We start from the raw sequence: 24,414 nt of genomic DNA, 5'->3' as shown, positions 1-24,414 counted from the left end.
CGTCGAACATCGGCAGCTCTACTCCAGAAGCTGTCCCATACCTGTCCACGAAAGAGAACGCCCGTTCTTCATCGCATCAACCGCTTGGCTTCGGTCCAAAAGGAAGCGTTCATGTCCCCACACCCACCGGAGCACGACGATGAACAACGCCACCTACCAGCAGCAGCAAAAGCGACTGACCAACTTTGCGAAGGAACTTGAACAGCTTTCGCGCAAGCACGGCGTGATCGTGCGATCGATTGGCGGCGTCTGGGTCGCGGAGGACATTGCCGAGTGCAAGAACGTCTACTACGACATCGCCAGCGACGGCGACCTGATGCCGGAATCGCCCGATTGGGACGACTTACCTTCAACGGTCCCGCAACAACCCGATGACGCCCCGCAGTGCGGGGCGTTTTTCGTTCCGCTGCGTTGAATCTGTCCGACACCTGTCCGACGCCTGTCCGTGAACGCGAACACGCGCTCATCCGCGCACGAACCGCTTGGCTTCGTGGGCAAAGGAAGCGTTCATGCACCCGCACCACCCAACACTCATCAGGAGCGCCACATGAACAACGTCGACCTCACCCCCACCCAGCGCCGCATCTTGGAACTGGCGATCACCACCGAAGGCCGAGTCGAGCATTTTCCCAACGGCCTGCAAGGCGGCGCCCGCACCAACGTCGTGCGCGGCTTGCTGCGCAACGGCTGGATTGAAGTGTACGACGCGGGCTACCGCGTCACCGCCGCCGGCTATGCGGCGGTCGGTGCGGACGCACCGGCCTACAAAGACGCTAGCGATAACAACGACGACGACGGCATCGCGCTGGATGCGGATGCGACCACTCTGGACGAAGGTGCCGAAGCGAACCCGGAGCAAACATCGCTCGAGCCTGCGCCCGCGCTGGCGCCGGCCAAGCCGGAGCGCGTCGCGCGCGGCGACACCAAGCTGGCCACGGTGGTCGGTTTGTTGATGCGCCCGGACGGCACCACCATCGCCCAGATCATGGCCGAGACCGGCTGGCAGCAGCACTCGGTGCGCGGCTTCCTGGCCGGTGCGGTGAAGAAGAAGGGTTACACCGTCACCAACGAGAAGACCGACAAGCAGGACCGCGTCTACCGCATCAAGACCGAAATGGAAAACGACCGGGCCCCGTCTACCATGAACAAAAATCCTCGGACCAGAAGGAAAAAAGTTGTCATTGATACCCAAGCGCTCCGTGAGTCATCCGCCGCCGCCAACTTGGAGCATGCAAAGCATATGGATGCGATGTCGGAGCAAGAGATTCTGATGAGAGACATAGAAGTCGGTCAGATACTGACACTGCGGGTCTGCAAAGCGCCTCCCGTCGGTGTCTGTTGGATCTCCATGTTCACGGACGAAACCTGCTTTCGCTACGAAGAAGGCATCGTCGAGACAGTCATCCACCAATCGCACCCGGATGACTATGACACACTCATCGCTGAGCTCCCGCACGCTCCACCGGATTGCGCGCGCTTCGCCGATTGCGATTCCGAAGGACGAAAGCGCTTTGTCGCGATCACCACGCCGGAACGAGCGACGCTGTACGTCAATGCTGACGCGAACGGTAGGCTAGCGTGGGTCGGCATCTGGTTCTTCGGTCGCGACCACATAGATCGAGTTAAGGCTTGGAGAAACCTCGATCTTTTCGCGCTACGGAAGCATAAACCGCTTGATGTTTGTTTGAATTGAAGCGTACATGGGCTCCAAAGAAGGAGGCCACGGCAACCCCGACCTGCAGGCAGACCAGGAGAAGTGATTCCTAAGGCGAGCCGGGCACCCGCCCGGCTCGCTGTCTCGTTCCTGTCGGCCGCAGCGTCAGCGCTGGATCAGGCGGGAATTCGCTTGATGTTCCGCCGCGATGAAGCGTTCATGGGCCATCTACCACGGAGTGCCACCATGCACGATGCCTCGCCTAGCCACGCCAGTCACGACCTCGCGGCGCTGCCGGCCACACTGCTGGAGCTAACCGAAGCCGTCTTGTCGAACGACGAGAGCAGCAGTAATGCCGAACTCGCCCGGTACCTGACCGACGTCGGCTTGTCCGTCGCGCAGGCCCGGCAGGCCGTCAGCTTCCGCGACGCCTACCGCTTGAACCTTTGGGTCGCCGGCTGCACGCCCATTCGTGGCGGCGTCCGCCTGCGCTACAACGGGACAACGGAACAATTCGAACTTGCCTGAAACCCCGACCTCCGCCGGACATCAAGTGGGCGGCGGGCGGCGCACCCGGTAAGAGCGCAACCGACGTTCGTCGTCGATAGCTTTCAGAATCGCGCGCGCCTGTGACTCCACGATGCGGTTATCGTGCCACGCTTGTGCCACCGTCTCTAGGTCGCCACTGCGGATAAGCGCCTGGATCAGCTTCATCTCGTCAACCGTCCATTTTCGTTGTTCGGCGCGCTGCTTCCGAAAGACGCCACCGCCGTACTTGGACGAACATCGTTGATCGTCAATGGCCTTCACGATGGCGCGCGCCTGCGACTCCAGTATGCGGCTTTCGTGCCACGCTTGCGCGACCGCCTCCAAGTCGCCGCTGCGAACAAGCGCACGAACAAACTTCATCTGCTCGGCAGGCCATTCCCGCTGTTCGAGACGCCGATTCCCCACGACGTTTCCCCGCCATTGGACGGAACCAGCGTACGCCGCCGCCCCTACGCCCTCAAGGCTCTCAGGATTTCAGCCGCGACCTGCGGGACGATCGCGTTGCCGGCGGCGCGCAGGCGAGGAATTCGGGCGGGTATCCCATGAGCCAGAAGACGAATTCCGGATTCAGGAACCGCCGGCCGGCGAGGGTTCGACCTGTCGCCCAAGCATCCCATTGACCGGCGCGCTGCCAACGCTCGACGCGTCCTTGTGATCCCGCGTCGTCGGCGTCGCCCAGACCGCCTGCGCCGGCAACGGGCGGGTCACTCCGCTCCCGAATGACTGGTTCGGCCCGCCCTTCTCCCCGTCGCTCGCGCGCGGGGTACTCCACACCGCCTTCGCTACGCCCGGCAGGCCATTGCGTCGCTCGGCCGCAAAGTCGCCGCGCTTCTCCGGGTCGTTCGCCGTCGCGGTCGGCCAGACGGCGACCGACGATCCAGACCCGGTCGCGTCGGTGGGGGGCGTTGACGGCACAAGCTGGAACAACCACCGCCCGGCTGGCGTAGCCTTCGGCTTCCAAGTCAGACAGAACTCCGTCGAGGCCCAGCGGGATGAGACCAGCAACGTTCTCACCCAGGAATACATCGGGTCGCGCGGATGCAATAAGGCGGCGCAGTTCCGGCCAGAGGTGGCGGTCGTCCGCCTGCGCGCGCTGTCGGCCGGCGACGCTGAAGGGCTGGCACGGGAAGCCACCGGTCCACAGCGGCGCGTCGTCCGGCCAGCCCGCGAGGCGGGCGGCGTAGGCGAATCCGCCGACCCCGGCGAAGAAGTGGCACTGGCCGTATCCACGCAAATCGTCTGCGCAAACAGATCGGATGTCCCGGTCATCAACGTCGCCGGCCGGGATCAAACCCACGGCGATCAGATTGCGCAGCCAATCGCATAGGTAGGGATCATTCTCGTTGTAGAACGCCGGCCGGATCATTTGGATTCGACCGGTTCGATTTCGCGCGCGGCGTCTTCGAAGCTAACGGCATCTGCCTGCCGGACCGCGTTCCGGCCGGTGTGCTCTTGCCAGCGCCGTACGATCACGTCCGCGTACTTCGGGTCCAGTTCGATCAAACGCGCACGGCGGCCAGTCTTCTCGGCCGCGATCATCGTCGTACCCGATCCGCCAAACGGGTCAAGCACCAGATCGCGGCTCTTGCTGCTGTTGCGGATGGCGCGCTCGACCAGCGCCACCGGCTTCATGGTCGGATGGAGATCGTTCTTGCTGGTGCGGTCGATGAACCAGACATCGCCTTGGTCGCGCGCGCCGCACCAGAAACGCTCGGTGCCTTCGCGCCAGCCGTACAGGATGGGCTCGTACTGCCGTTGGTAGTCAGCGTGCCCCATCGTGAACTTGTTCTTGGCCCAGATGATGAAGGTGGACCAGCGACCGCCGGCCGCGCGGAACGCGGTCTGGAGCCGGTCGAGCTCGGACGACGACATGGCGATGTAGATCGCCCCCTTGGTCAGCGTCACCATCTGCGTGCAACACGCTTCCAGGAACGCGCCGAAGTCGCCGCCGAGGTTGTCGTTGAGGATCGGACGATGCTTGCCGCGCAGCTTGTCCTTGGGATTGTTGGCGTAATCCACGTTGTAGGGCGGATCGGTGAAGATCATGTCGACCAGTTCGTCGCCCAGCAAGGCGGCGTAGTCCGCCGCGTCGGTGGCGTCGCCGCACAGCACCTTGTGCGCGCCGCAGATCCAGACATCGCCGCGGCGGGACACGGGCTGCTCGTGTACCTCCGGCACGGCATCGTCGTCGGTCAATCCGGCTTCGTCGCCGATGAGCAGATCGTCCAACTCCGCATCGGTGAAGCCGAGCAGGTCCAAGTCGAACTCGGCGTCACGCAGTTCTGCCAGTTCCAGCGCCAGCAACTCTTCGTCCCAACCTGCGTTCTCCGCCAGGCGGTTGTCGGCGATGACGTAGGCGCGCTTCTGCGTCGGGGTCAGATGCGCAAGTTCGATCACCGGCACTTGCGCCAGTCCCAATTGCCGCGCGGCGAGCAACCGGCCGTGGCCGGCGATGATGCCGTTGGCGCCGTCGACCAGAATTGGGCAGGTCCACCCGAACTCCACGATGCTGGCGGCGATCTGCGCCACCTGCGCATCGGAGTGCGTGCGCGCATTATTTGCAAACGGGATGAGCGCCTCGATCGGGCGCTGTTCGATCTGAAGGCTCAAGGAAGGTCCGAATGCGAACCGGGCTGCGGAGATCGCAAACCCGATGAAAAGGATTGACGCTAGCGGGGTTTTGCGGCTTGGCCCCCCGCTTGGCCTGAGCGCCAGGAAGGACCCGTCGCACGATCATCAGCGACCGGTCGCCGCTTCTCGCGCGATTCGAGAATGATTCGTCAGTTCCGCCCGTTCGTCGGCCAATGTCCCTGCTAAATCGCAGGGACTGCACAGCGCGTAACGGTTTACTTACGCGACGCCGCGTACGTTCGATGTCGGCCGGCTGGGATTGCCCAGGCACAGGGGCCGCGCTGTAGAGATCGAGGGAGGATCTCATGGTGCGCAGCACCATCAAGCTATGCCGTCGTCCAGGTTCGCTGTTGGACATCTTGCCGATCGCCGACGTCGCAGTTGCCTACTTACAGTCGGTCGAAGGCGTCACGAACATTGAAATCGAACGTTCCAATCTGCTCCAGATCGAGCTGACCTATCTGTGGCATGGCAGCGGCGATCCAGTGATACCGCTCGACACGATCGACCGCTACGGGCTTTCGGTCTGTTGATAAATGACGGTGGCCATCGAGGCCACCGCCCCCCGCCGCGCCCACACCAGCACGGTCGGATATGCCGCGCCACCATGGAACTGAGCAGGGTGATCCCGTCGCGCTGATTAACCCCTAGCACGCACCAGACCTGTGCCTCCTACTTGCGACTTCATCAGATCAATGGCCGCATATCGCGTGCAGATATGATGGTAGTCGCTCACGTGAAAGAGCGAAGCGTCCGTCGCATCCTGCTCCCCAGCAAAGAACACCCAGGGGGCGTTTTGCCGGCCGATCCGATTGCTTAGGTACTCTTGCAGCAAGGCTTCGAACTCCCTCATCAGCGCTAAGCGGGCGCTGGGATTCCAAGAGAACCAATGGACGCGCACGCGGTACGGTCGTTGCGCCCGGACACCGGCTCCTCCTTCCGCAAGCGGAATCTCGTAGGTCGAGTTTGACTCTGTCGGTCGAGACCTCCAGGCGGCGCGTCCGAACCAAATCGATGATCCTGCGTACCGCACGACTTCTTTAGTCGCGAGCCGTTGAATCACAGTGGCATAGGTGTGCCCGGCGACGCCGGCGATCCGCAAAGGGTGATCGCGGTTATTTGGAAAGTCGCAATAGGCCGCGGCAATGCGCCGCAGACTTGGATCATTGTCTCGGCCCAGCAGAGTTTCCGACGACCCGAGTTTTGCTCGGGTCGGCATCGCGTCGCACCGACGCAAGTCCTCGACCGGAATGCGCTCTCGGCGCGCCCGCGTGACCAAGTCTTTGTAGGCGGCCATTTGGCAATCCGGGGCATTCCTCGCACCCAGCCGCTCCAGCCTGAAGTACGGCCGCTTCCGCGTGGTCTCCGCCCCGAAGGCCGCCGGCAGAAGATCCACGCCACACGACACGCATTGAAATCGCGACAGATCCGATTGGTCCAACAACCAAAGCTCTTCTGCATCCACCACTTTGCCGGTGGCTATGTCCAGCGCTCGATCCATACCGTTTTCCTGATGATGATCAGGCCGACCACCACGTGGCGTCCCAAGTCACTGGGGCGGCGTGCAGAGGGTTAGCGGGCGGAACAACCAAGCGCCCGAGAGGAAACCAGCGGTTCCCGAAGAATTTGAGCGAACCCGTTGTGATGATGACGTATCTTTTGAAGGCGCTGCGTTGAGCGTTGTGCTCAGTGCGACGTCGCGCCAGCGCCATTAGTGGTGCTCATCCCGGTCCAACGACGCTGAGTGATTTCCCCTATAGCCAACCGGCCCGCAATACGATAGATCGTACTTGGGGAGGAGAAGCGTCAGTACGCAGACGCCTAATCATCCGCGCCAACGCGTCGTCGCCGAGCCTGTTTCTCCAGGCATTGTCGGACAAACGCTTCTGACGTTAAACGGTTCTGGAAGGGGCGGCACGATGTGGGCATTCCTTACCGTTCGCAGAGCGTGGAATACGCGCATGGTCGCGCTGCCACTGGAGGAGTTGGCGGTACTTGCCTTGCGGGACGTGCCGGGCGTCCGCTCATCCGTCATCCAGCGGGATGACCCGCCTGGGGTCGTCGTTGCCTACGAGTGGACGGGACCTACTCAGCCCACGGTCCCGACAGAGTGCTTAAGCCGCCTCGGACTGGAGATCGCGTAATAGGCGAAGCGCACTTGGCGGCTCAAAGAAAAGGCGGCGGCTCTATTCGAACCGCCGCCTCCACTGCGCCTACACCGCCATGTGTCGGGCATACCCGCGTCAGCATGGGATCTAGGCTAGGCCAAATGCGGGGGTTTTGGGACACCCCATAACGGCCGCGATCATGATCCTGGATAACCGTGGATATCGCAGGATCCGTTCAGTGAAGAATTGTCGTTTCCGCGGCTTGCTCGACGGCGGCGAAGCGCGGCTGTTCGCCATTGAGATGAACGACGACCACGGCCAGTGCGTGCTGGTAGCGACGCCAAGCCGTCTTGCGGATCAGGCCGGTGCGGTTGCAGATCTCGCGCCACGGCACGTACTGCGCGCGCAACCACACCAAGCGCCGCTGCTCCTCTTCCAGCCACCGCAGCCAGCGCACGGTCTCGCCGAAGCGGTCGATCGCGCCGGGCGAGGCATTGAAGCGCAGGACGATGCGCTCGTCGGCATAGCCTTCCCACGACTGCCGATTGATATCCGGCCAGAATGCCGCGTAGCCCTGCACGCGAGCCGGCGGTAGCCGCCGCGCAGTGACCGCGGCTTCCTGGAAGCGATCGGTGACGCGCTGGATGTTCCAGTTCTGGCTCATGCCTCGACTCCCTGCGACAGCGCCCAGTGCAGCAGTGCGAGCGCATCGGCTTCGTTGTCGTCGGTGGGCACATGGCCACGTCGCTGCATCGCCGCGATCATGGCGTCCTTCTTGGCGTTTCCCTTGCCGGTCGCGAACCGCTTGATCGTGCCGACCGGCACGCCTTGATACGGGATGCAGTGCTGTTCGCACCACGCCGTCAGCTGAGCCAAGAAGCCGCCGTAGGCGTGCGCCGCGTCGACGCCCCGGTGCCGGCGGACCTCCTCGAAGTAGATCGCCTCGACCTGGCCGACGAAGGCCAAGGTCTCGTCCAGCCAGCGGCCGAAGCGCAGGAAGCGCATGCCGCCGCCTTCGAAGCGGCCAGGCCGGAACGCCTGCGTGCCGCTCGCGATCTGCCCGCCGCGCGCCAGCGCCCAACCCATCGTCGTGCCCAGATCCAGGGCCAGTGTTGTCGTGCTCATCTTGGTTCCTTGGGTCGGCGTGGGTGACGTGTGTGACACGGTTGCCGGTTAACGCTCATATGTGCGTGCGCGCGCACACGCGGGGGGTAACTAGCAGCTATGTCACACACGTCACCCACCGAAATAAGTGACTGATTTTTCTAGCTCGCGTAGCTAGCGAAGCTCTTGGGCCGCAGGCTGAGGCCAATGACATACCGAGCGCCCTTTCCACCTCGATGCCGACCATAACGGCGCGATTCCAGCATTTCGGAGAAGCGCTTGATCGATCCGGCGAACTCGCCATTGGCCATGCTCCAGTCCTTCCAGTCGGCAAACAGGTCGGCGACGAGCGCCTTCGACTGCGAGTGCTCATGGCATCGCTCTTCGATCCATCGCCCCAGTGCATCCTCCGACTCGAAGTACTCATCGGTGGCGTCCAGGACGCACTTCGGCGGCTTCAGGCCGATGCGCTGCCATTCCAGGCAGCCTTCAACCGCCCAAGCCAAGACGCCCTCGCGCTCCGCGAGCAGCTTGCGCGCCAGGTCCTGATCACGCCGCTCCGGCGGTACCGTGACGGTGAAAGGGATCAAGTGCAGACGGCGCTTCATCGCCTCATCCACGTTGCGGATCGCCGGCTTATGATTGCCGGCGATCACCAGCTTGAACTGGGGGACGTACTCGAAGAAGTCTTGCCGCATGAAGCGCGCCATGATCTTGTCGCCGCCGGTGATCGCCTTGAGCTTCGACTCGTTCCAGCGCCGGCCCTCCTCGGTCTCGACGGCGGCGACGAAACGCGCGCCGCGTAGACCAGCAAGTTCCGTGGGATGTCGCTCGCCGCGGCTCTCCATGAACGTGTCCATCGGCGCACTCGTGGCGTAATCCCCGAGAATGGTCGCCAGCGTGTTGACGAACACGGACTTACCGTTGGCGCCGGTACCGTAGAGGAAGAACAACGCATGCTCCGTGGTCGCGCCGGTCAGACAATAGCCGGCCATCCGCTGCAGATAGGCTTGCAGTTCGCTGTCGCCACCGGTCACATCGGCGAGGAACCGAGGCCACAGCGAGCATTCCCCGTCGACTCCTGCGGTCGCCATGCGCGTCAAGCGATCCAGCCGAGAATGCTTGCGCAACGATCCCGTCTTGAGATCGATGGTTCCGGTCGGCGAGTTCAGCAACCACGGGCGCGTGTCCCACTCCTCCGCGTCCGACGCGTGGTAGCGGTCGCTGCGCGCCATGCGCTCCACCGCGGACATAGTCGAAGCGCTCGCCAACCGGGATTGCTGGCTGCCGGAGTTCGCGTAGGTCGCTGCGACTCGACAGACGCCGCGGACCAAATGGTTGACGGTGAGCGTGCGGTCTGGGTTCCAGCGCTGACCGCTCCAGACCATCCACTGCCCCCACGCCGCGCAGTAGCGCCAGTCCTCGTGGTAGCGGTTGGTAAAAGCCGTAGCCAAGCCATCGTCGGTATGCCAGCCGAGCTCGCCGAAGTCGATGGCTTCGACTCGCTCGGGCCGGGTGATCGGCGTGCGCTCGCCCGCGCGCAGGAATCCGATGACGTCGAAGTGCTCCTCGACAGCATCGGCGGCGTCCCAACCCTGCTCCTTGTCCTCGGGCGGATACAAGATGGCGCACGAGATCGCGCCGGCGCCGAGCGCGGCCTGCGCGACCGACAGGGCGTACTCCCAGCCCGCCTTGTCCTTGTCCGGCCAGATCAGCACGTGCTTACCGCGCAGCGGCGACCAGTCCGTTTTCTCCATCGGCGCCTTGGCGCCGTTCATCGCGGTCGTGGCCGGCACCTGCAGCGCGATCAAGGCATCGGCGGCCTTCTCGCCTTCCACTACCACCACGTCGAGCTCGGCAGCGAGGCCAGGTTGGTTGTAGAGCGGCCGCGGCTCCGGCGCCGCATGCTTGCGCCGCTTCGCATCCCAAGGCCGGTACTCCTTGCCAGTCGGCGGATCGTAGCGGTATACACAGGCGATCAGTTCGCCGTCGGCGCTGAGGTAATCCCAGCGCGCGGTCGCCGGTCCGAGTTCGTCCAGCACCGGCTCGCCCCGCCGCGGTTTGACCGACGCGCGCCGCAGCGGCGCCGGCACATGTCCAGCCCACTCCGCAGCCCGCGCCAGCACCGCGGAGAAATCATGCCGCGCGTCCAAGCCCGCCTGCGCGGCGACAAGATCGAAGACATCGCCGCCCTCGCCCGTCGCATGATCGGTCCACAACCCGGCCTTCGGCCCGGACAATTCGACTTCCAGACTGTCGCCCTTGTCGCCCTGGACGTTCCCGAGATGGAACTTGCCGCGCCGGACTCGCCCGTTCGGATACAGCGCCTGGAGGACACCGTCCAAGCGCTGCAGCAGCAGCGCTTTGACGGCATCCCGCGACGGACGCTCTGGCCGAGGCTCGGTCGGAGCCTCGGCGTCGTTGAAGTCCATCATGCCGGCCGCCTCTCTTGGATCAGCACAGCCAATTCGCCGGTCGCTTTGAACCAGGGCAACGCAGTCTCGATACGCTTAACGAAGCGGTCGTCAGCCCAAACTGCATCGTCCAACAGGCGGCGGTTCAACGTGCCCGGCTCCACATCAGCTTCCGTGAGGCATAGGGCCATGCTTTCAAACCGCGCCAGCCAAGTCAGAACCCAATTCGGCTGCACGACGGCCTCGACGAAATCGGTGCGCGGGCCGGTGTGCTTTCGTCCTTTGCTGATCGACAGAGCCTTCGTGACCTCCTTCTTGCGCTCCTTGCGATCCTCGATGGCGAGGATGCGCTCCTGGGACTTCTTGCCCAACTGAGCGATCCGCGACGCCTCACTGACCGTCAGTTCGCCTGCCTCAACCTTTGCCACAAGCACCGGCGCACCATGCTTTCGTACCTCGGAGGCTTTTCGGATAGTGCGATCAGAAACCGAAAGCATTTCAGCAACTTGCGTCTGTTTTTGCCCCTTAATCGGAAACATTTCCGATTTACGCGGCTTGCCTTTTCCCCAACTTGCCAGTTGAGCGGCGACCATTGCGCGCTGGGATTCAGTCAAATGCCGGCGCGCGACGTTCTCGCTGACCACGAAGGCAACTGGATCGTCGCCCGTGAACTCCACCGTGCGCGGTTCTATGCCGCAGGCGATGCATGCCCGATAACGATGGCGACCATCCAGGATCATCCCTTCGTAAAGCACGATGTCGCGGAGTTGACCGCTGCGTTGCACATCCTCAACGAGCGCGTCGAACGCCTCGGCGCTCATATCCGGCAGCGACAAGCACAGCGGATGAAACTGCAAAGTCATCGTGCAACCTCCGGAAAGTTTTCGTCGGAGCGCGGGAAGATCGGCCTCCACGACGTGTACTGCCTGCCTTGCCGGGTCGCGTTCCAGGCCTTGATGCACGCATGCAGCATGGCGAGGTCGGGGATCGACTGGCCTTCCATACGCAGAGACAGCAAGCGCTGTCGCAGGTGGTAAAGCGGCTCCGTACGGCCTAGCAGCTCGCCGGTGAAGAGTTGTTCGATGAAGCTGTCGGCGGCCTCAACGTCGCGCTGGCAGAACACCCAATGCAGAAACAGCGCCTTGGAGTGCCGAATCGGCATGACCTTGCGCGGCAACCTCGTCACGAAGTGGCTACTGCGGCGGATGGCCGACTGGCTGTTCCAAGCAGCGATCAGCTCTTGATTCGGAAAACGCGTCTTGCTGTGCGGCGCCAGACCACGTTGATAGTTCAAGATCAACGGCATCGCACCGGCCGCCACGGCGGATTCGCGCGCGCCAACGCCTTCGATCAGCAGCACGTCGGCGCCGGTGCGCGAGCGTCCCGTGTCGATGGCGTCAAAGGCGCTGTTGTCCAGTCCAGTCACCACGACCATCGACAGAGCGACGTCCGCGTCCACGATAGCGGCCAGGCGGTGCTGGCCATCGAGCAATCGACCGCTCGCGCTGAACTTGATCGACTCACCGGTCGTTTTCCACGCGCCCCGGAGCATATCGTTCGCATACTGCTGAACGGCTCGGTGGCGCAGCTTTCGATTGGCCTCGTTGCGTCGCAGCCAGGCAGTCGCCAACTCCGGCGTGATCATGACTTGCTGGGTGGCGTATTCCTTGCTGTCCGGCAGTAGATACGACGCGACTGGCGCTACGATGCGCGGCGCGGTGAGGGTTTCGTTGGAGGAGACGTTCATTGGAACCTCGGGCTCAGTGAAGCGTGGTGGATGAAGGCAAGGACCAACAGCGGTCCTGCCAGGCGCAGCCACGACACGTTTGGTGGGTGGGCGTCGTGCTGATTCTGGGGAGCAGTTCGGCGGCGTCGCAGGCGCGTAGGATCTCGACGGCTCGATCGGACGCGCGCTGGGCCAGGCCGCGATCGAAGACCACGCGCTCGGCGTAGATGGACATGTCGTCGGCGCAGATCGCGGTGAACAACGCCGGGTGTTCGTGCAGGCCGAGGTAGGCCTGGTACAGCGCGATCTGGGTGGCGTAGACCGGCCGGCTCAAGGCGAGCCGCTTGCGTTGGAACTCGCGGAAAGTCTTGGTGCCGACCGCCTTGTTCTCCCACAACATCGGATAGCGGAAGCCGTCCGGACCACCGACGATGACGCCGTCGATATGACCGCGCACGCGGCCGCCCGCCGTCTCGAACCCGAACTGCTGCCCGTTGCCGTCGTGGGTACGCAGGTCCAAGCCGGCGACACGCAGCCAATCGGCCATCCACTCTTCCATCTGATGACCGCGCTGGAAGACGCGCAGCAGCCGGCCCGGGAAGTGGCGCCCGCAATCCTTGGCAGCATCGAAGAATTGGAACTGCAGGCGGCGGCTGCACTCTTCGCCCAGGCTCGATGCGCCTAGGTAGGCGCGCGCGGGTCGAGCCGCAGCGTCGCGCTCCATCGCGGCATCAACCAACGCCGTCAGTTGCTCCGACAGGTCGTGCGAGTTGAAATCAAGCATGGCGTCGCTCGAATAGTGGCTGATGCCAGACTTTTTCTGGCATGCCATTTCTTAGAAGGGGATCGGGTCGTCGAAGGGCCGATCTGAATCAAGCGGCGGCATCGGCTTGTTGCGCGGGTCCGTCTGCTCTCGCAGCGTCGATTCGTAGGCCATCGTTACGGCCTCGATCACTTCGGTGGCCTGGACCTGGCTGTACTGCGCCAGCGGGACATCGAAGCCGACGCGCTCGGCGACCTGCGCCAGCGCCGTCAGGCACGCGCGCTGGGCTTCATGGGACAAAGGGTGTGGCACGGGCAAAAGCTCCTCCACCGCGCTCGGATTCGTCCGAGCTCGGGTCGCGTAGAGTTGGTGAAATGCGTTCTGGCAGGTGGTCGAGCAGAACGCCCAGCGGTATGGGGTGCGTCGCGGATCAGCGATGCGGCGGCGCAGGTCCAGATGGCCGAACCCGCGTGCGGGTCGGCCGCAGCCCCAGCACGGCGTCATCGACCATGCCGCGATCGATCAAATACATGGTCGCGGTACTCGATCAGGGCTTGCGCGTGCTCGTCGTGGTGCTGCGCCAGAGCGATCAGGCGCTGGATCTGCGCATCAAGCTCGGCGCTGGACAGCTCGCGCAGGGGGGTAAAGATGCCGTCGCCGTTCGGGTAACGGTCCTGGAGGCGGGGGTTTCGTGGCATGGCGGCGTATGTCCATCACTGCGCCCACATCGGCCGACCGGCAATCGGCGCCTGCGCCGCTCCCTGGTTCGCGGCGTGCGCGATGTGGGCCGGCACCGCGGCAGCCTGCGCCGGCGGCGGTTGCACCGCGCCCATCACCTCCTTGTACTGCGGGTGGTCGGGCATGATCGGCACCTTGATCACCGCCTTATCCTCGCCGTAGCTGTCCTTTTCCCAGTCGACTTTGCCGACGAAGATGGTCCCGTCCAGATCGCCGAAGCTCTCGATGCAGCGGCCCTGCTGGGCGGCCGCGCTCATGTCGTCCGGGTGCAGCGCGTTGGCGGAGTTGAGAACGCCCTTGATGAAGCTGCGTCCCATCTGGCCCCAGGTCGGGCCCTTCGGGCTGTGCAGGCCGATCAGCGTCCACAGCTTGCGACGCGCGTACTTGCCTTCGAGCACGACGAACTCGGCGTTGAGGTAGACGGCGCCGGTGTCGCCGCGGCTGGCCCAGCCGTGCAGCCAGCCGTTTGCGGCGTCGCTGTAGCCGCCGGGCTTGATGGTCATGCGGACCTTGACCAAGGTGCCTTTGGGGATGAGGGAAAACGCCGGGCTCTCGGCGTCGTTGAAGTTGTTCCAAGCGGAGGACATGACTGACCTTCTTATTAGTGAAGCGTGGGGGGAGTTGGCGCGGCCGCTTCCGGCGCGCCGAGCTTGCGCATGAGCTGGCCCAAGTCCGGGGGCTCGACCATGTCGAGCCGACCGGACCGGTCTTTGGCGGGGTAGCCCCAGGGATTGGCTGTCTGGCAGACAAAGGCGCGGTACGCGGCGCCCTCGGCGGCGGGCACTTCGGCCAGGGTGATGACTTCGTCCACGATGCCGGGCAGTTCGAGACCGGTCTTGGAACCGTCGATCTGTAGGGCGTGGTTGCGACGGCCGAAGTCGTCCACCCGCTCTTCGAGGATGCCGACGAACCAGACGTGCTTGCCGCGGACGTGCTGGAGTTGGGTCAGCCAGCTGACCATCTCCTGCCCGAGCAGGCCGTAGGCGCCGCGGGTGTCAGGCTTGCCCGTCTTCTCGGAGAACGCCTGCGGCTGGCCCTTGCACCATTGCAGGCACAGTCGGCCAGCGACGGTGATCGAGTCCACGAACAGAGTCTGGTATTGGTCGAAGACGGCAGGATCGCCGTAGCGCAGCTGCGCGGCCTCGAAGTGCCATTGGCTGAAGGACTGGTTCTCCCGCAGCGCAGGGTTGGCGCCGCCGATGAGGACGGCGATGTCGCGGCAATCTTCCCAGGTGCGCGGGCGGATGCTATCGCCGGGCCAGTTCTTGACCGGCAGGTCGCCGGCTTCAATGTCCACGAACAACGTCGTGGCCGGATCCAGGGTCCACAGCTGCGAGGTCTTGCCCAGACCCCAGCCGCCGACGAGCACACCCTTGACGCCACGGGTCTCGGCCAGCCGCTGCTCAGCGGTAATGATCGGCAGCGCCATCAGACTGCGCTCCCGGTCTTGCGTAGGAACTCGGCGACCGCCTCGGCCGCCTCCGGCGTCACCGGCTCGTGCTCTTCCGGACCGTCATTCAACTCGGTCAGCGCATACGTGGTGCCCAGTTCGTGCACGGCGGTCATGAGCATCCAGCGGCCCCAACTTACAGTTGTGATTTTCATCACGATTTTCCTTCGGTCAGCGACAGGCGGAAGACCGGTTTGCCGGGCTTGAGGGTTCGGGCAGAATCGAAGGACGCGCGCATCGAGGCCGGCCAGGCCGTGTACTTCGCCTCGCTGACGCGGTAGCTGATCTCCACAAACTCGGCCGGGTCTTCGCCGGTACTGCGGATGCGCTCCACGATCTTGCCGAGCGCGGCTTGGTCCCACTCGACTTTCTTCGGCATCTCGCAGGAGATCCGCACGGCGCCTTCGGTCAAGGTCACCATGCCGGTGTCCTTGCCGGCGGCGAAACGCTGCTCCGCGGCGCGCTTGCCGTAACGGATGTCGAGCGCCTGGTCGATCTTCTCGGCCTGCGCGCGCGCGGCGGCGACGGCCTCGGCCGCTTGCAGCTTCAGGTCGAGCAGCAGATCCGGCGCGAAGTTGGCGAGCTCGCTCGCCGGTCGTTCGATGCATCGGGCGAGCAGGTTCATGCCGACGCTCCTTCCATGGTCGCGCTGGAATTACCGCGCTGCGCCGCCAAGCGCAGATCGTTGCTCGGGATGCGATCGGTGTCCGCTGTCGAGGTACGCATCGACTCGGACTCGTACTGTTCGATGTCCTCAAGCCGGTACTTCACGCGCCGGCCGAGCACCTTGAAGAACGGCGGGCCGATCGCTTCGGCGCGCCAGCGTGCAAGTGTTTCGGGGGTGACGTCCCAGCGCGAAGCGAGCTGTTCGGTCGTCAGAGAGTTATCGCTCATGGGAAGGTTCTCGTCGTCGACGTGGTGCTGCCGGCACGAAAGACTGCGCGAACTTCGGCTAGGAATGAAAGAGGGGAACGAGCTAGAAATCGACCTCCGATTTCTAGACGTTCCTAGCCAAAAGCGTATGTCGAGCCAAAAATAAGGCGTTTTTACAGATAGAAATCGCCGAAAGGCCGACCCAAAAAAATTTCGTCCGACACTCAGATCGTTCGCTGCGACGCCCGCGCGCTCGCTCGCGACGGAAAAATCTCCATCAACTGCGCAAGGTCCGCATCGGCATCGACATCCCTACACACCTTGATCGCATGTCGGCATGCATCACGCGCGTTCGACGCATCCGCATCGCCGAGCAGTGAGAAAAAAATAGAAATCGGGGCCGATTTCTAGCTCTTTCGCACCTGAATCCGAACGAACCGTGAACTCGTTTCGGCGACGGGTGGGGGATTGCGTTGAGTGATGTTGCGCACGGCTTCTGCGCCGCGCTATCTTCGTTAAGAAGAAAGAAAGCCCACTCGAAGTGGGCCGCACGATGAAGGACAACACTGATGCGCAATGGAATGTTCCACCACACGGTCGTGGCGGCTTCGCGCAACCACGGCAAACCTCTCCCCCGCTGCTACCGCGCGCCGAACATCGGCTGCGTACGAGACCGGAGCGGCGCAGGAACGCACCTGCGCCTACCGATCCGCACTTCGCATTCGATAGCGCGCTCGTCGATCGCCTGATCGGCTAGTTCGTTTCGCCCCCGCTTCATCCCGATTCAGACCGCTCTGGCCTGACGGGCAGCTATTGCCCCGCATTACCGAAGGAAACGCCGTGCTCAACCGAGTCATCCGCTGGTTCGAAATCGAATCGGTCGGCACCCTGCTGTCTTACGATCCGGACGCCATGCGTCGGTTCGTATACGCAGGCGCGCTGACCACCCCCAAGCGAACACGCTATGCGACCTGCCGCGTGTGCAAAGCCTCCCGTGCCGTACAGGTCTACGGATGGGGTGAGCATTCGGTGCGCTGCGAACAATGCGGCGGTCTGGTCGACTTCGGCATCGAGTTCGAATCCGTCAAGGTGCGATCGAACTGGCTGCCCGACGCATTGGCCATCCAGTTCGATGCCGCGTCGCCGTCCGCTACTCCGGTCATCGACGGTCGGTTGTGGCGACTCAACCCCTCGGACACCAAGGCGACCGCGGTCTATCTGCTGCGTTCCAGCCTCAGCCTGGACGTTGCGCCGGTCATCGCGACGTTGAATCGGGAGCCCGAAGAACGCAGACGGCTGGTTATCGTCACGAGTCCTCTTCGCACCATGCCGAAATCGACGGCCGAGTTGGCATTTCTGCCGCTGGATGAAGTGGCGCACATGGAGGTGGAAGGGATTCGTTTGGACGTTCGCCGACTGCTTCCTCACCTGGTCGAGCAGGCGCCGCTGTGGTTCGAACTGCCGCCGCCCTTTACCACCTTGCTACTGGGAGGCGAGTCGCTCCCGTTGCGTCGCGGACAGAGCGCCTTCATGCGGCTGCTGGCCGAAGCGCACACCGCCGGAGTCAAGAAGTCCAGTTGGCGCGGGCTGCTCAAGCGCGCTGGCTACAAGGGCGATTACAGCAGTTTGTCGCAGTTGTTCCCCGACGACGCCTTCCGCTTCATCGGAACGTCGAAGGACGACGTCTGGATCCGTAAGGCACCCCTCCCGCAGTCGCAGACCGGACCTCCCCGGCGAAGGAAGAGCATCAAATGAAGATCGACCATACAGCCTTAGCATCATCCGCTTCCCAGGCACGTCTTGTCGTCGTCGCGGAGATCCTCGCCGCCGGGCTGATTCGATTGCGCGATAGCAATCCGACCGACGCGTGCCGCCCCGTGGACATTGATAACGCCTCCGAAGAGAGGGTGACTGTCCGCGCCCTCAAACCACCACGGAGAGACCGACGCGATGTCCACTAAGCCCCTACCGGAAAACGTTGTTGCCCAGATCGAATCGCTCTACCAGATGAAGTGGATCGATCTGAAGGCGATGTGGACGGACCGCTTCGGTTCGCCGCCGGGCATCAACAACCGGCGCTACGTCGAGCGGCGTCTGGCCCACCGAATACAAGAGGACGCCGCGCGCGCTGCGCGATCGGCAATCCTCGCCGCCAACGACGAACGCGTCCGTCATCTTCTGAGCACCGGAACCATGAAAGCGCAGGACAAGAATCGGCTCCAGCCCGGCCTCGTGATCACCCGCAACTACCACGGCGCGCTGCACTCCGTGCGCGTGCTTGGAAAGGATCGCTTCGAGTACCTGGGCAAGCCTTACGCGAGCTTGTCGGCCATCGCGCGCGAGATCACCGGAACTCGCTGGTCCGGCCCGCTCTTCTTCGGCATCAAGGCCGACCCCACCTCCGGGAGGAAGACCCGATGACGCCGCCGCGCACCGTCGCATGCTACATCCGCACGCCCAGCTACCACCCCGACGCCCTGACCCAGCAGATTCGGGTTACGCGACATTTCCTGCGCACCCAATTGGGCGCCTACGCCAGCGTGATCTACTGCGACGAAGCCCATTCGGGCACGACGCTCAACCGGCCGGGCCTCCAGTCGCTGCTCGCGCACGTCGAGGCCGGTGGCGTCGAAGCCGTCGTGGTCGCCGAGTACCAGCGTCTGTCCCGCGTCCACACCCATCTGCTCACTGTGCAGATGAAGCTGGAGCGCGCCAACGTCGCCCTCTGGGTGGCCGCGCCGCCCCCTCGCTCCTGGGTCGCCCTGCCCCGCACCACACCGCCCTCCTTTCTCTACGACGCCCCCCTCCCGGAGGCCCGCCCATGACCACGCCGCTGCGCATCGCCGTCTACTGCCAAACCCCCATCGCCTCGCCCGACCACATCACCGTCCAGCGCGTCACGCTGGTCGAAACCCTCAACCGCTGCTGCGATGTGACGCCGATACTGTCGGTCTACGCCGACGACGGCTACTGCGCGCACAGCCAGAATCGCCCCGGTTTGCAGCGATTGCTGCAGGCGGCTGAGGCTCGGCAAATCGATTGCGTCGCCGTGCTCGGACGCCAGCACCTATCGACCAAGGCCGCGGACTATGACGAACTGATCCGGGTGCTGGAGCAGAAGCACCGCGTCTCGGTGATGGAGTGCGAGCAGGCGCCGGCGCGGATCGTTCGGGGCGCGGCATGAACGGCCGCGTGCGGCTGCGCTGTGCGGTCTACACCAGGGTCTCTACAGACGAGGGTATGGGCCAGCTCTATACCTCGATTGATGCCCAGCGCGACGCCGGGGAATCCTACATTGCCAGCCGGCGCGCCGAGGGTTGGGTGCCGGTCGGCGAGTTGTACGACGACGCCGGTTACTCGGGCGGCACTCTGGACCGCCCCGCCTTGCAGCGCCTGATCGCCGACGTCAAAGCCGGCCGCGTGGACGTGGTCGTCTCGTACAAGCTGGACCGCCTGAGCCGCTCGCTGCTGGACTTCCATGATCTGATCAAGGTGTTCGATGCCCACAACGTCACGTTCATTTCGGTGACGCAGCACTTCAACACCACTGACGCGATGGGGCGGATGCAGCTGAACATGCTGCTCGCCTTCGCGCAGTACGAACGGGAAGTGACCGCCGAACGCATCCGCGACAAGTTCGCGGCCAGCAAGCGCAAGGGACTTTGGATGCATGGCATCCCGCCGCTGGGCTATGACATTGAGCAACGCCGCCTCGCCATCAACCCGCAGGAGGCCGCAATCGTGCGTTGGGCATTCACCCAGTTCCAGGTCGTGAAGTCCATCCAGAAGCTGGCCGAGCAGGCCCGCACTCTGGGGTACCGCAACAAGTCCTGGACTACAAAGGCCGGGAACTTCCGGGAAGGCAAGGTTCTGGACAAGAGCGGGCTGCACAAGATCTTGCACAACCGGACCTACCTCGGCCACCTGAAGCATGGGGACTCTGAGGTTCCCGACACGCATCCGGCGATCATCGATTCCGACCTCTGGCAAGCGGTCCATGCGCTCCTCTCGACCAACTCGGTCGCCCGCGGCAATGTCACGCGCTCGCGAATCTCCTTTTTGCTCAAGGGCCTCGTATTCACAGCCGACGGGCGCGCCCTGATCCCCTGGCACACCACCAAGGGAAATGGCCGGCTCTATCGCTACTACCAGACGCGGGAGACGATGGAGCGTGGCCGCCTCTCCGAGTCCGTGCTGCCCCGCCTTCCGGCCAGCGAATTGGAAGACATCGTGCTGCAGCAACTGCGCGAAATCTTCAAGCGCGAGGACGTTCTCGCCGAGGTAGTGAAGGCCGCCGTCGCAAAGGACCCGTCGTTAGACGAGGCGCGGGTTACCGTCGCCATGCGCCAGATCGACCGGATCTGGGAGTCGCTCTTCCCGGAGGAACAGGCCCGACTAGCACAACAATTGATAGAGCGCGTCGTCGTTACCCACAGCGCCATCGAGATCCGCATGCACGCGCTGGGGTCGGCCACGTCGGTACAAGAACTGATGAGGGACAACGCATGAGCGAACCCGTCATCCAAGTCGGCGGTGCCGCCGATATCGTCCACATCAGCAATGGCGATACGGTCGTTCGCATACCGGTCAGGCTTCGACGCCGCTCCGGCAAGCGCAGACTGCGCCAGACCAAGGTGCACTGCGCCGAACTCGCTCCCGATCTCACTGCGCTTCAGGCCGCACTCGCACGAGGGTATCGCTGGCGCGACATGATGGACGCCGGCGAGGTCGCTTCGATGAAAGATATCGCCGAAGCCGAGAACATCGACCGCAGCTACGTCGCTCGAATGATCAACATGACGCTTCTGGCGCCCGAGCTGATCGAGGCCATCTTGGACGACACCGTTCCCGACTGGACATTGGACGACGTCGCCATCGCGCCGCCAGACCGCTGGGATGAGCAGTTGGCCAAGTTCGCCAAGCTCAAGCCTGCTCTCTCCCGCCCTAACTAACCGCCCCTCGAAAAACCAAGATACGAAGGACCGCACATGCCCAACCTCGCAACCGTACTTAAATCCGAAGTGGCGCGTTTGACACGCAAGGAGCTCAAACTGCATGTCGAGCCGTTACGAAAGCAGGTCGCTGCCCAGAATAAGACGATAGCGGCGCTTCGCGACGACATCACCAAGCTTCAACGGGGCAGCGCGTCTCCGGGCCGCAAGGCGGTCGCCGTCCAACGCGCCGAAGACGCGCCCGCGACGCGCGCGCGATTCTCCCCCAGTGGGCTGCGGAAACTCCGGGCACGCCTGGGCTTAACTTTGGCGTCGTTCGGCATCCTGTTCGGCGCGAGCGCCCAGACCATCTTTAAGTGGGAGAACGGCAGTCACCGCCCGCGCGCCGAATCGATTCAGAAGATCGCCATCGTGCGGGGCATGACGAAGCGACAGGTCGAAAACCTGCTCGCTCAGCATGCGCCGGCCGCCAAGCCGCGTGCACGTCGCGGACGCAAGCCGGCGGCAAAGAAGGGCAATCCGACGCCAGCGAGTAAGGCGCTCAGTAAGGCTGCAAAAGCGAAGACGAAGAAGACAGCTCGCAACGCCTCGTCCGCAAAGAGCGAGAGCAAGAGCGACAGGCCCTCCGCGAGCAAGCCGACGCAGCGCAAAAGCCAAGAAAAGGTCAACGAAGGAGCCGCAGCCCCCCAATAAAAAGATGCCCGCCGGTCTCCTTACCGGCGGGCAACCAAGGTGAGCGTTGACGCGGCGACTATGCCGAGGAGGCGTCTCACGCCGCCGCGTACCGCTCTTGTGATTTTAGTAGGCTGCTCCTGGGCCGGCAGGTCTACGGCCGGCCGCACGGCCTGGTTTTGCGTCTCGCTAGGCCGTCGCTCGTTTACGGCGCGCTCCGGCGCGATGGTCGGATTCGCGGGCGCCGCAGCGATGCCGGGGCCGGCGGCAGCCAACGAGACCTTGCCGGCCGGGTCCGAAACGCCGACCTCACGATGCTCAGGCTTCGCCTGCGAGTCCGGCTGCTTGTTCGCCGCCAGCTCGGGCTCCGGTCGCTTCGGGGGTTCGACTGGGGCGGGCTCGACGGTCCGCGTTTGCTCGGCCTTCGGTGGCTGAGGCGGCCGTGTTTCTGCGACGGCCCCGATGACGATCTCAGGCTCTCTATTAACTACCGTTACGCTTTCTCAAGAGCGACGGGTGTAGGCTGGCGCATCGATATCTAAGGAAGACACACAGGGGCGTGGTAGAACCATGTTGCACAGTGAATTTGGGAAGGACCCGGTCAGCGTGGAGTTGCCGCGCGGGAAGTCGCTTTGGGGCGACGCGATGTTCTTCCAAGTTGAGAGCGAGGCTGAAGAGCTTGAATTGTCGCGCGAGCAACTGAGCGAACGACCCTATGCCGCGACCGGTACCGGCGAACAGGGCGATCTAACCTTCCTGCGACCCGGTGAGTGGGTGTTCGCGCCATTCAAGGAGGCGCTCATCGCTGCGATCACGCGATGGGATCAGATCGGCATCAAGACTCGGTGGTACGACTGGAGCGCCGACAAGAGTGCGGCTCCCAGCTACGACGACTTCGTACGCGATCACGCGGCCCGCCAGGAGCGTTTCGATAACAATCGAATGACCGTGTTTGAGGCGCTGGACCACGTCACGTATACACCGGATACGTTCACCGGCTACTGGCTCATCGAGAATCTACCGAAGGGCACGAGCATGCTGGACTGGTACGGCCCGCGATATCGCCATTGCATCAAGCGAGACGCGAAGCTCCGGGAGGCAAAGTGCATCATGCAAGAGGCGACGTTTGACCACTGGCGCTACGCGCCACGGAAGGGCCTCAAGCTGCTCGATGCACGCCGAGGCGAGTGGCGCTAGTCGCTCAGTGGACGACGCCAGAAGCGAGCCGCACTTCGCAGTAACGCATCCTCGACAAGTCGCCTTGGGCCTCAAGGCGACCGAGCGCCACCATCTCGGCCACGCGCTTAGCGTAGAAGCTGTCGGGAATGCCGGGCGCTCGGCTAGGAATGCTACCCATGACGGTGGCAACAACCCGAGCGACTTTGCGCCAATGCTGGTCGCACGCATTGAGCAGCGCCATTTCGATCGCCTGAATCTCATCCGGCCGGAGTGCCGCGATCAACTTGAGCGCAACGACATCGAGTTCGGCGTCCATGGGCTCGTATGGTGCGTCTGACATTGCTATTCCCTATGGCGTAGATCGCGCGATCGGAAAGCAGTCTCGGAATCGCTCATTGAGCGGAGTCAGCTGCTTCTGAAGCCCATCGATTCCCGTGAGAATCGAGTACTGCATGGCGGCGACCATGGCCAGCGCGTTACTGATCTTTACGGTGGCTGCGATCAGATCCAGCGGGTAGTCTTCCACCATACGACTTAGAGGATGTATGCCGCCATGAGTGAACGAGTTGAGAGCTAACCATGCACTACCCTTGAACTCGGTAAAAGCCGCGCATGGGACGTGCGCATTGGGAGCTTTAGAAAGAGCATCCAACATTTCCTGAACTTGCGGAAGATTCTTCGCCGCCTGCTCCGTCTCATCCGCCAACTGCGCAACAAGCCGCGCAACCTGATGATCCGTCGCGCAGTAGAGAATCCAGACCGCTCGAACCGCCGCTTCGAATTGTGCGCGAAGTACAGTAAAGCCGCTGGCGAACATGCGCCCCTCAACGAGGAGCCGGAAAGCACATGCATGCTCAATTGAAATCTGGCACAGATTTCCAGACACCGCTACGCGCGCGGAACTGTTGTAAGGCGGCTTATCGATAACCTCTATAATGTTCTGCGTTAGCAGCTCAGATCTGCGAAATATCTCATCCATTGCGATCTCGACAAAGAGGAAGCGATCAGAGTCTCTGCAACGTTGCTTGACAGTGGACCAGCATAGACAGAACCTTGGCGGCATGAAAATCGATATCGACAAGCTCAATCTTCGCGAGTTGACTGCGTTCTTGGCCGCCGCGGAGAAGCGGAAGCAGCTTCTATCGAACCGCCGCCCCGCCACATCGGTCCGCCGGGAAGCCATCGCACTCGCTTCCCGCCACGGCTACACGATCGAGGAACTCTTTGGCGAACAGTCGACAGTCCAGCCAGCCCGACGAAGACGGAAAGCGAGCCGCAAAGCCACCAAGGTCGCGCCCAAGTACCGCGACCCAGACAACCAGCTCAACACTTGGTCGGGTCGCGGGAGCATGCCCCGTTGGCTAGCTAAAAAGATCAGGTTCGGCCAGCACGCCACTGACTTCCTGATTCCCGGCATCGCGAAACCCACCGCACGAACAAGTAGCTCAATAGGCGAGCGGACGCTCGTCAAGCAAGGCTGACCGTTTGCTGCGCGAGGCGAAGTGCCTCACGCAGGAGACAATGTTCGGCTGCTGGCGACCCGGGCCACCGAAGAGATAGAAGCTCTTGGACGGCCGTAAAAGTCGACGGGCATGAGGTTA

At 63.4% G+C, this 24,414-nt stretch carries 33 protein-coding genes; 14 read left to right on the top strand and 19 right to left on the bottom strand.

Going from position 1 to position 24,414, the window contains the following annotated elements:
* Positions 1-139: 139 nt before the first annotated feature.
* The 3 genes from V7787_RS08135 to V7787_RS08125 all read left to right on the top strand — a co-directional run bounded on the left by V7787_RS08135 (position 140) and on the right by V7787_RS08125 (position 2,182).
* On the top strand, positions 140-415 hold the full coding sequence (locus tag V7787_RS08135) for a hypothetical protein (RefSeq protein WP_336087047.1): 276 nt from the start codon (positions 140-142) through the stop codon (positions 413-415).
* 132 nt (positions 416-547) lie between these two features.
* The gene (locus V7787_RS08130; RefSeq protein WP_336087045.1) at positions 548-1,693 is read left to right on the top strand and encodes a DUF3489 domain-containing protein; all 1,146 of its coding nucleotides are present in this window, start codon (positions 548-550) and stop codon (positions 1,691-1,693) included.
* 207 nt (positions 1,694-1,900) lie between these two features.
* Complete coding sequence (locus V7787_RS08125) at positions 1,901-2,182, top strand: hypothetical protein (RefSeq protein ID WP_336087043.1); 282 nt, start codon at positions 1,901-1,903, stop codon at positions 2,180-2,182.
* 21 nt (positions 2,183-2,203) lie between these two features.
* Here V7787_RS08125 and V7787_RS08120 read toward each other — a convergent pair whose 3' ends face one another.
* The 3 genes from V7787_RS08120 to V7787_RS08110 all read right to left on the bottom strand — a co-directional run bounded on the left by V7787_RS08120 (position 2,204) and on the right by V7787_RS08110 (position 4,813).
* On the bottom strand, positions 2,204-2,563 hold the full coding sequence (locus tag V7787_RS08120) for a hypothetical protein (protein ID WP_336087041.1): 360 nt from the start codon (positions 2,561-2,563) through the stop codon (positions 2,204-2,206).
* A 106-nt stretch (positions 2,564-2,669) separates the two neighbouring features.
* Complete coding sequence (locus V7787_RS08115) at positions 2,670-3,569, bottom strand: DNA cytosine methyltransferase (RefSeq protein ID WP_336087039.1); 900 nt, start codon at positions 3,567-3,569, stop codon at positions 2,670-2,672.
* Complete coding sequence (locus tag V7787_RS08110) at positions 3,566-4,813, bottom strand: site-specific DNA-methyltransferase (RefSeq protein WP_336087037.1); 1,248 nt, start codon at positions 4,811-4,813, stop codon at positions 3,566-3,568. The genes V7787_RS08115 and V7787_RS08110 overlap by 4 nt, the downstream gene beginning before the upstream one ends.
* A 326-nt stretch (positions 4,814-5,139) precedes the next feature.
* Between V7787_RS08110 and V7787_RS08105 the strand changes: the two genes are divergently transcribed.
* The gene (locus V7787_RS08105; RefSeq protein ID WP_336087035.1) at positions 5,140-5,367 is read left to right on the top strand and encodes a hypothetical protein; all 228 of its coding nucleotides are present in this window, start codon (positions 5,140-5,142) and stop codon (positions 5,365-5,367) included.
* Between the two features lie 107 nt (positions 5,368-5,474).
* Here the strand turns inward: V7787_RS08105 and V7787_RS08100 are convergent, their stop codons facing one another.
* The 14 genes from V7787_RS08100 to V7787_RS08035 form a co-directional block, all read right to left on the bottom strand.
* A complete protein-coding gene (locus V7787_RS08100; protein WP_336087033.1) occupies positions 5,475-6,335 on the bottom strand; it encodes a hypothetical protein in 861 nt (286 codons plus the stop codon).
* 842 nt (positions 6,336-7,177) lie between these two features.
* Positions 7,178-7,606, bottom strand: a complete 429-nt coding sequence (locus V7787_RS08095) for a DUF6362 family protein (RefSeq protein ID WP_336087032.1) — start codon at positions 7,604-7,606, stop codon at positions 7,178-7,180.
* Complete coding sequence (locus tag V7787_RS08090) at positions 7,603-8,067, bottom strand: crossover junction endodeoxyribonuclease RuvC (protein WP_336087029.1); 465 nt, start codon at positions 8,065-8,067, stop codon at positions 7,603-7,605. The genes V7787_RS08095 and V7787_RS08090 overlap by 4 nt, the downstream gene beginning before the upstream one ends.
* Positions 8,068-8,207: 140 nt before the next feature.
* Positions 8,208-10,481 carry a phage/plasmid primase, P4 family gene (locus tag V7787_RS08085; protein ID WP_336087027.1) on the bottom strand — a complete coding sequence of 758 codons (2,274 nt, stop codon included), beginning with the start codon at positions 10,479-10,481 and terminating at the stop codon, positions 8,208-8,210.
* A complete protein-coding gene (locus tag V7787_RS08080) occupies positions 10,478-11,323 on the bottom strand; it encodes a ParB/RepB/Spo0J family partition protein (protein WP_336087025.1) in 846 nt (281 codons plus the stop codon). Before V7787_RS08080 ends, V7787_RS08085 begins: the two co-directional genes overlap by 4 nt.
* Complete coding sequence (locus V7787_RS08075; protein ID WP_336087023.1) at positions 11,320-12,207, bottom strand: hypothetical protein; 888 nt, start codon at positions 12,205-12,207, stop codon at positions 11,320-11,322. Before V7787_RS08075 ends, V7787_RS08080 begins: the two co-directional genes overlap by 4 nt.
* Before the next feature lie 13 nt (positions 12,208-12,220).
* The gene (locus tag V7787_RS08070; protein WP_336087021.1) at positions 12,221-12,970 is read right to left on the bottom strand and encodes a PD-(D/E)XK nuclease family protein; all 750 of its coding nucleotides are present in this window, start codon (positions 12,968-12,970) and stop codon (positions 12,221-12,223) included.
* 51 nt (positions 12,971-13,021) lie between these two features.
* Positions 13,022-13,261, bottom strand: a complete 240-nt coding sequence (locus tag V7787_RS08065; protein ID WP_336087019.1) for a DUF6511 domain-containing protein — start codon at positions 13,259-13,261, stop codon at positions 13,022-13,024.
* 188 nt (positions 13,262-13,449) lie between these two features.
* On the bottom strand, positions 13,450-13,647 hold the full coding sequence (locus V7787_RS08060; protein ID WP_336087017.1) for a hypothetical protein: 198 nt from the start codon (positions 13,645-13,647) through the stop codon (positions 13,450-13,452).
* 15 nt (positions 13,648-13,662) lie between these two features.
* Entirely contained in the window at positions 13,663-14,274 is a 612-nt protein-coding gene (locus V7787_RS08055) for a hypothetical protein (RefSeq protein WP_336087015.1), read from the bottom strand.
* A gap of 14 nt (positions 14,275-14,288) precedes the next feature.
* Complete coding sequence (locus V7787_RS08050; protein ID WP_336087013.1) at positions 14,289-15,116, bottom strand: ATP-binding protein; 828 nt, start codon at positions 15,114-15,116, stop codon at positions 14,289-14,291.
* Positions 15,116-15,292 carry a hypothetical protein gene (locus V7787_RS08045; RefSeq protein WP_336087011.1) on the bottom strand — a complete coding sequence of 59 codons (177 nt, stop codon included), beginning with the start codon at positions 15,290-15,292 and terminating at the stop codon, positions 15,116-15,118. Before V7787_RS08045 ends, V7787_RS08050 begins: the two co-directional genes overlap by 1 nt.
* The gene (locus V7787_RS08040; RefSeq protein WP_336087009.1) at positions 15,292-15,762 is read right to left on the bottom strand and encodes a hypothetical protein; all 471 of its coding nucleotides are present in this window, start codon (positions 15,760-15,762) and stop codon (positions 15,292-15,294) included. Before V7787_RS08040 ends, V7787_RS08045 begins: the two co-directional genes overlap by 1 nt.
* Positions 15,759-16,031 carry a helix-turn-helix transcriptional regulator gene (locus V7787_RS08035; RefSeq protein ID WP_336087007.1) on the bottom strand — a complete coding sequence of 91 codons (273 nt, stop codon included), beginning with the start codon at positions 16,029-16,031 and terminating at the stop codon, positions 15,759-15,761. Before V7787_RS08035 ends, V7787_RS08040 begins: the two co-directional genes overlap by 4 nt.
* 819 nt (positions 16,032-16,850) lie before the next feature.
* On the opposite strand from V7787_RS08035, the gene V7787_RS08030 reads away from it, so the two are divergent.
* From V7787_RS08030 to V7787_RS07990, 9 genes are all read left to right on the top strand, one after another.
* Positions 16,851-17,765 (top strand): hypothetical protein, encoded by a 915-nt coding sequence (locus V7787_RS08030; protein WP_336087005.1) that lies wholly within the window; start codon positions 16,851-16,853, stop codon positions 17,763-17,765.
* Complete coding sequence (locus tag V7787_RS08025) at positions 17,762-17,971, top strand: hypothetical protein (RefSeq protein ID WP_336087003.1); 210 nt, start codon at positions 17,762-17,764, stop codon at positions 17,969-17,971. Before V7787_RS08030 ends, V7787_RS08025 begins: the two co-directional genes overlap by 4 nt.
* A complete protein-coding gene (locus V7787_RS08020; RefSeq protein ID WP_336087001.1) occupies positions 17,961-18,431 on the top strand; it encodes a DUF2924 domain-containing protein in 471 nt (156 codons plus the stop codon). Before V7787_RS08025 ends, V7787_RS08020 begins: the two co-directional genes overlap by 11 nt.
* Positions 18,428-18,835 (top strand): recombinase family protein, encoded by a 408-nt coding sequence (locus tag V7787_RS08015; protein WP_336087000.1) that lies wholly within the window; start codon positions 18,428-18,430, stop codon positions 18,833-18,835. Before V7787_RS08020 ends, V7787_RS08015 begins: the two co-directional genes overlap by 4 nt.
* Positions 18,832-19,194, top strand: a complete 363-nt coding sequence (locus V7787_RS08010) for a recombinase family protein (RefSeq protein WP_336086998.1) — start codon at positions 18,832-18,834, stop codon at positions 19,192-19,194. The genes V7787_RS08015 and V7787_RS08010 overlap by 4 nt, the downstream gene beginning before the upstream one ends.
* Positions 19,191-20,519 carry a recombinase family protein gene (locus V7787_RS08005; protein WP_336086997.1) on the top strand — a complete coding sequence of 443 codons (1,329 nt, stop codon included), beginning with the start codon at positions 19,191-19,193 and terminating at the stop codon, positions 20,517-20,519. Before V7787_RS08010 ends, V7787_RS08005 begins: the two co-directional genes overlap by 4 nt.
* Positions 20,516-20,962: a LacI family transcriptional regulator gene (locus V7787_RS08000; protein WP_336086996.1), complete on the top strand. Its 447-nt coding sequence runs from the start codon at positions 20,516-20,518 to the stop codon at positions 20,960-20,962. Before V7787_RS08005 ends, V7787_RS08000 begins: the two co-directional genes overlap by 4 nt.
* A gap of 36 nt (positions 20,963-20,998) precedes the next feature.
* Entirely contained in the window at positions 20,999-21,655 is a 657-nt protein-coding gene (locus V7787_RS07995) for a helix-turn-helix domain-containing protein (protein WP_336086995.1), read from the top strand.
* A gap of 549 nt (positions 21,656-22,204) precedes the next feature.
* On the top strand, positions 22,205-22,831 hold the full coding sequence (locus V7787_RS07990) for a hypothetical protein (protein WP_336086994.1): 627 nt from the start codon (positions 22,205-22,207) through the stop codon (positions 22,829-22,831).
* Positions 22,832-22,835: 4 nt separating this feature from the next.
* Here V7787_RS07990 and V7787_RS07985 read toward each other — a convergent pair whose 3' ends face one another.
* Positions 22,836-23,129 carry a DUF3658 domain-containing protein gene (locus V7787_RS07985; protein ID WP_336086993.1) on the bottom strand — a complete coding sequence of 98 codons (294 nt, stop codon included), beginning with the start codon at positions 23,127-23,129 and terminating at the stop codon, positions 22,836-22,838.
* A 33-nt stretch (positions 23,130-23,162) separates the two neighbouring features.
* Positions 23,163-23,792 (bottom strand): DUF6988 family protein, encoded by a 630-nt coding sequence (locus tag V7787_RS07980; protein ID WP_336086992.1) that lies wholly within the window; start codon positions 23,790-23,792, stop codon positions 23,163-23,165.
* An 82-nt stretch (positions 23,793-23,874) separates the two neighbouring features.
* Here V7787_RS07980 and V7787_RS07975 point away from each other — a divergent pair, with 82 nt between their 5' ends.
* On the top strand, positions 23,875-24,294 hold the full coding sequence (locus V7787_RS07975) for an H-NS histone family protein (protein WP_336086991.1): 420 nt from the start codon (positions 23,875-23,877) through the stop codon (positions 24,292-24,294).
* Positions 24,295-24,414: the final 120 nt, after the last annotated feature.

Source organism: Pseudomonas sp. CGJS7 (assembly GCF_036961695.1).
The sequence above is the reverse complement of the archived record's forward strand: the minus strand, read 5'-3'. Positions and strand labels throughout refer to the sequence as shown.